General features: G+C 35.7%; 3 protein-coding genes. All 3 read right to left on the reverse strand.

All coding sequences use genetic code 11. The features are described from left to right. On the reverse strand, positions 1-3294 hold a 3294-nt coding region (locus tag IE867_RS13735; protein WP_192485285.1), incomplete at its 3' end, for a hypothetical protein. Between the two features lie 384 nt (positions 3295-3678). Beyond that, entirely contained in the window at positions 3679-6111 is a 2433-nt protein-coding gene (locus IE867_RS13740; RefSeq protein WP_192485286.1) for a hypothetical protein, read from the reverse strand. Between the two features lie 99 nt (positions 6112-6210). Next, on the reverse strand, positions 6211-6832 hold a 622-nt coding region (locus IE867_RS13745; RefSeq protein WP_225630078.1), incomplete at its 5' end, for an IS66 family transposase.

Genomic DNA, 6832 nt, shown 5'->3' on the forward strand with positions numbered 1-6832 from the left:
ATTTACTTCCTCCTGAACTTGATTGTTCTTATCTTGTAAGCTTTTCTTTTCTTTCTTAATAGCACTCAAGCTGTTTTCAAGACTCTCATCAAAATTTTCTTTAAATTTAGCTAACTCTTCATCTTTTGTATTGCTAGCAGTATTGGCATCTTCAAGTTTCTTATTTAACTCTGCTATTTCTCCTTGAAGACTTGTTACTGTATCCTGAGCAGCATCCTTTTGCCCTGTAAGACTAACCTGTTCAGCCTTTTTCTCTTCAATCTGTTGTTTTAATTGTTTTATTTCTTCTTCAGATTGCTTTTTATTCGCCTCTAATGCTGCTTTTTCAGCAGAAAGTTCATCATTTAATCTATTTAGTTTCTTCTTAACTAGATTGTTCTCATCTTGTAAGCCTTTCTTTTCTTTCTCAATAGCACTCAGGCTGCTTTCAAGTGTACTTATTTTAGCATTACTCTCATCAAAATTTTCTTGAAATTTAGCTAACTCTTCATCTTTTGTATTGCTAGCAGTATTGGCATCTTCAAGTTTCTTATTTAACTCTGCCATTTCTCCTTGAAGACTTGTTACTTTCTCCTGAGCAGCATCCTTTTGCCCTGTAAGACTAACCTGTTCAGCCTCTTTCTTCTTTAAAGCTTGTTCTAGTTGTGTTATTTTTTGATAGAGTTTTTCATTCTCCAACCTTGATGTGACTTTTTTTTGTTCGTTTAGTTCTTCAAGTTCATCTGCAACTGTAGAACTCAAATTTTTATTGGTTGTTATTCCGCCATTGCTTTCTTCACTAATGACTGCCTTAGAACTACCGGCAGGAGCAGGAGCTTGCTCTGTGCCTTGAAATTCTGCTGTTGCTACTTTTGTTGCATTAATTTGATGACCCATGCCTAACTGATCATCAAACTCATCATCAAACTCATCGTCATCAAAGACATCAAGCTGAGAAAAATATTCATCCCAGCTACTCATAAAATCTCCTATCTTTTCAATCTCCCCCTTAAGTTCTGATGCTTCGGTTGTACCTTGACTTAAACCTCTTATAATCACACTCGATGCTGACTCAGGCTCACTACCACCTATATACTCAGATCTGAATAAGTCTTCCATAATACTCAATTTTAATTTACCATGCTCTAGTGTTATAATTTTATGCATCAAAACCAAGCCCAAATCCAACTCAGAGTCACTTTCCAAAAGTGCCTGCCTAACTATAGGCATTATCGTTTGATCTTTACTAATAACAAAGATGTCCTCATTAGAAGAAGCCATAAAATTCACTATCTCTGCAATTATAAACTTACGACAGAAGCCTAGAAAAGGCTGCCATGCTTCATCTTCACCTAAAGGGCTATCTTCACTACTACCCACAACGGTCTCATCTTTTTGCTGTACATCAGCATTATTAGGTATTTTAGCCTTTTCAGCAAAAAACAATTCAATTGATTTTTTTTCCTTTGCCTTATCAAGATGTCTTTTTTTCCTTAACTCAGCGATCTCATCATTTGCCTTAGATTGTTTCATTTGAGTTTCACCACTATATTCTCCAGATTTACTCGCCTTTTGCAATTCTTCTGCAAATACTGAGAGGTCAACTCCAGCAAGTTCCCTATTATTGCTTTGGTCTTCATCACCTTCTGACCAATCCCCAACATCATCCATACTTGATGCTTTTATAGTTTCATTTTTCTTGAACTGTAAACTTATAGAGTCATCAAACTCATCTAAACGCTGTGTTGAAGCTAAGCTAGTAGAATCAGAATTATAACCCGATTCAACTGATTCTGATTCTATTAATCTACCTGACTGAGTTACTTCTCCAGCATCAACAGCTTGATTGATAAAAACTGTAGACTTATTTGATTCTTCTGCTATTTTATTTCCTTGCGTTTCACCGACACCCCCTATCGTCTCAGTGGGATAGTCTGCAGGTTCCAATGTATCTGCATATTGAAGTACTGGAGCGCTATCAGCAGGAGTTGGCTCTACGCCTTGAACTTGTGTAACTACTGCATTTGTTTTATCAGCATCCTCTATTGTCACTGACGTCTCAGTGGAACTCTCTTCAAGCTCTGAACTACCTGCATGCTGAGATACTTGAGCACTGTCAGCAAAAGCGAACTCTGTAGCTTGAGCTTCTGTAACCATTGCTGCTTTTGTTTCATCAGCATCCTCTATTGTCACTGACGTCTTAGTGGAATTCTCTTCAAGCTCTGAACTACCTGCATGCTGAGATACTTGAGCACTGTCAGCAAAAGCGAACTCTGTAGCTTGAGCTTCTGTAACCATTGCTGCTTTTGTTTCATCAGCATCCTCTATTATCGCTGACGTCTCAGTGGAATTCTCTTCAAGTTCTGAACTACTTGCATACTGAAGCACTTGAGTACTTTCAACAGGAGTTGGCTTCAGAACTTCACTTTTAACACCAAAGTGTTCCACACCTACCTCTGACCCCACAAATCTGCCTTCTCTGGCTTTAATAGAATAATTGACAGTTCCTGCATGGAGTTCAGAAAAATGTCTTTGTCTTGGCGTATGTTTATCTTCATTCCCTAATGATGGTTTTTTTTCCTCTCCTACACCACCAAACCTATCGCTTATTGGCCTATCACTTTCATTAGATATATCAAACTCTTCTGCTTGAACAAGTGGTGCCTTTAATACCCCAAGTCCACGAACACTCTTTTGGTCAATCGCAGTCATGGCCAATCTTTTGCCAAAATCTTCACTATCTTCAACTTCACCAACAAAAGATATCTCCTCAAGTGTTTTCTTAACCCACTCATCATCATAATGCTTATAAGTCCCCTTTAAACGTTCAAGCTCTTGAGTTAAGTCTTCTTCATTGGGTTGTAAACTCTTTAATAAATCAATATTAATATTAGCTTTGCGTAAATATTTCTCAAGCTTCTCTGCATTTTTTTTAGTAGCTTCACCCTTAACTGAAAAATTTAGAGCAATAGCAAGCAATGTAGCAAAGTCGTTATCTTGGGGTGTCTTTGGATCATTAATACCTTTAACAATTTTTGATTTACTCCACTTGAACTTAGAGGCATCGTTAAGCAGAGCTTGCATTAAGTATAAGGCTTGATCCAAACCAGTCTGACTATCTCCAACTATTTTTAGTTGTGCTTGATTTAATTGCATAGCTACTATTTTATCATCTTTTAAACCAGCTAGATCCTTTATATTTCTCAAGATAGTCTTGCCAGCAATATGTAACTTATTAGATTCTGATGCTCGTACACTACCAATATTTTTTTTTACTGCTGCTTTCTTCATTACAGACCTAACTGGCTTAGGCATAGTTATATTACTCCCGTAAATAATAAAAATCACTTGTCAAATTACAAACTCATACTTAAAAAGGTTCTTTGCGCTTCAACCTATACATAGCTGATCCAATTTTTTGGTATTTTAAGCTATCCAAGTATTTTGCCACTTGACAATGTATAATTCGTAATTCAACCAGATCTATGTAGGCTTAACAATATAGAAAAATTAAAAATTCCTAAGGTTAGTTACTAATCATGATACGTAACATCATGTTTATAATGACCTTTAAAACTTAGTCACCACCACTCAAACTCAACTTACCAATATAAATTGCCGCTTTTGCGGCAATTATAGTATCTTCACTTCTGCAAAGGCGGGGCTCCAGACTTTAAAATGTAATTTATTTGTAAGCGTTCAGGTCCCTCTTGAATTGGGACAATCAACCTCAGATGAAGCAGATATAATTGGTTTTATTTGATCAGATAATTTTTGCCATGTGCTTTCCTTATCAATAGCTGTTTTCGTTTCTCTGAATTTATTGTGGCAAATTGCCTTAGGCAGAAGCCTAAATGCGAGCAAATTGAATGATTCTTTTAGTGTGTGTTTTGTACATTTTTTTCCAATTCGATCAAGCGCAGCTATATCGTCCTTATTCATCATAATACGATCAGTAGAGTTACTCGTCGCATGTTGATAAAATTTACTGCTTAGTTGATCTATTTCTTTATCTACACCGCTAAGTGAAGACTTCAATTTCTCCAGTTGCGATACAACTTGAAGTGAAGAGGTGTCAACAAAAAGCTTGCCCTCTACCCCAGCTAAAAGTACTAAGTTTTGCAGATTTAATGGGATAGCAAGTGTTTTCAGTACTTGACTATTATGGCTAAAGTTATCTATATTTTCTGGAGTCAATATTGCAATAATGTCATTATTATTTATCTGCTCAACATTTTCACCTCGTAGCAGGCGTTTGAATGTTTGCTCTTGATCTAAATTAGGCTTATCTGAAGAAGCAACTATATCTGCATACTTCAGCGCATTGCTAACAAATGTCTCTTTGCTAGCTTTTAAATCAAACTCTTGATTTTGATAAAGCTGTGAAAAATTCTCAAGAAATTTATCTTGCTTATTTGTATCTGAGATCATATCAAAAACTGTTTTAATAAGATCACCTGAGATAGCCAGATCACTTTTCGCCATTAGTGCGATAAATTTGGTCAACTTAGGATTTTCAGCAAGTTGACGCATAACGGGGTATTGATTACCCTCACCACAAGGATGTAGGGAAAGTTTTTGCCCTTCTTTATCTCTTTTAGCATCTAGATAATTAATAGCGTAAGATAAATTAATGCCTTGTTGGTTTGGTGATTCAAAATACTGTTTTTTTATTTCATCCTCTGTTATCCCTGAATTAGTTTCAAGTTTAGCGTTGACTAACCAATCAATAGCAATTTTAGCACTAGCAGTTCGATCATTAACATTCTTTAATGCTATTTCATCTAATACTTTTTTTTGCTGCTCTTTAAAAAACTCTTTGATTTCTTCATCAGCTTTATTTTCATTTTGTAATAACTTCTGTGCTAGCTCTGGCTCACTTAAGACACGCAATGCCTCTTCAAGCACTATCCCTTTATTCTTTGCAATCTCAAAGGCTCTTTGCGTATCAATATTTTTATCAGTCTCAAAACCCATCTCTTTGATGCGATTTCTAAATTGCTTGTCATTAAAGATTTCCTTGATGGCCTCTTTTCTAGCTCTGTTCAAGAAATCAATAACTTTTGAAAACTCAGAATCTCCAAACACTTCTAGTGCTTGCTCTGGAGGTACGCCGTTTTCAATAGATTCTGCAAATGCTAGTTTATAAATGCCATTAGGATCATCAGATTCCAAAGCAGTAACTATAATACCCTTAAATCCTTCATTCTTGCCAGCATAATCAATGCAAGCAGCTATGCCTTTTAAAATGTTATCTTTATTAATATTTATTAAGGTCATCCGATTTGTTTTTATATCTTGTTGAACCTTATTTAGACCTACTTTACAAGCTAAAAAATTATCGATTATTTTAGGATTTTTTATGGCTTCTTTAATGAAAACTTTGTGATCTAAGCCATCTTCACTTAATCTTTCAAATGCTTCTTTATTTGTTTTTAGCGTGTTAAAGCAATCAGGGTCTTCCAACAATACAGGTAAGTAGCTATCTACGTTAAGACCAATGTCATTTAACTTAGCTACTTTTTCATCAATAAATTTAGTAACATAAGAAGTATAATCTATAGTTTCATCAACAAGATAAATACCATCTTTATCCTTATCCATGCTATTCACTACAACATCAGCAAGATTCAATGCGAGTATATCGCTAATTTCTAAAGAATTATTTTCGCAATCAGCCCATATATTCATGGCAAGTGAATTGCGTAAATAATATTTCTTCATATAAAGTTCGATTGACATCTGAGGATATTTATCTGCAAAATCAATAAACACCTGCCCACGAAATTCATTCCTAATATGACTACCACCTCTAGGTGATATATAGGCAGTCTGTTTGCCTTGGGCTGTGTCAACTTCGTATTTTAGGTGGTTTATGCCGTTAACTGTAACTGCCCCCTGTGATGTCCATTTAGAAAAAAGTGTTTTTAAAACCTCTTTAGAGTTTGAGTTTTCTGGGCTGCCATCAATAGTCTTTCCTCCATACCAATCCGCATCTAAAAAATTTTCATTTAAATCTTTTTGCTCTTGCTGCTGATACTCATAAAGAAGTTCTTCTATTACTTTTTTTCCTTTCCATTCTTCCGAAAGTACATTAATTAACTGAGACTTAAAACCTTGTTCACCTGCCATTTTTACTTATACTCCTAAATAACTTGATGTTTTTTTGTTCAATTTTCACATCAGAAACACCTGCAAGTTATGTAAATGTTCAGAGACCACGCCTTAAAATCACGCAGCCATCTGAACGATATTATTAATTTCCAAAGATGGATTACTGCTTTTGCAATCCTTAATAGCATTAGCAATCACAGTAATAACATCTTCACGTCGTTTCTTAGATGTCTCAATCACACTAGCTAACAAAGCTGTCGCCTCAGCACCTAGCTGTGATTGAGAACCTAAACTGATTCTTCTAACGATAACCCAATGACGTAAGGCGCGTTCAGCTTCATTATTCGTCATAGGATATTCTGGGTGCGACAATATCCTGAAAATCGCGTCCCAGTCGTTTAAGAATTCTTTTGCTAAAGCTTGTGCCTTAGCACTTTGACTCTTTCTGTATTTCAGGCAATGAGCCTTAAAGATAAACAGTCGATACCTAAAATCAGAAATAATCGAAAATTCATTGTTTATTCTGGCTTGTTTAATCCTACTCATGATACTTTGAATTAAGTTCATGGTTAGATCGCCAAAGCGCTTGTTTTCTCTATCGGTCGATTGAGAAAGACTACGTGCCTTGCGGTATAAATGTGCTAAACATCTAAAGCGTTTGTCATAGTGACGATAAGCCGCATAACCATCACTCATAAGCCAGCCGTTAAAACGATCTGTTAACATCATTTGAGCCATT

It is taken from the genome of Cysteiniphilum marinum, assembly GCF_014857925.1.
Classification (GTDB): Bacteria; Pseudomonadota; Gammaproteobacteria; order Francisellales; family Francisellaceae; genus Caedibacter; species Caedibacter marinus.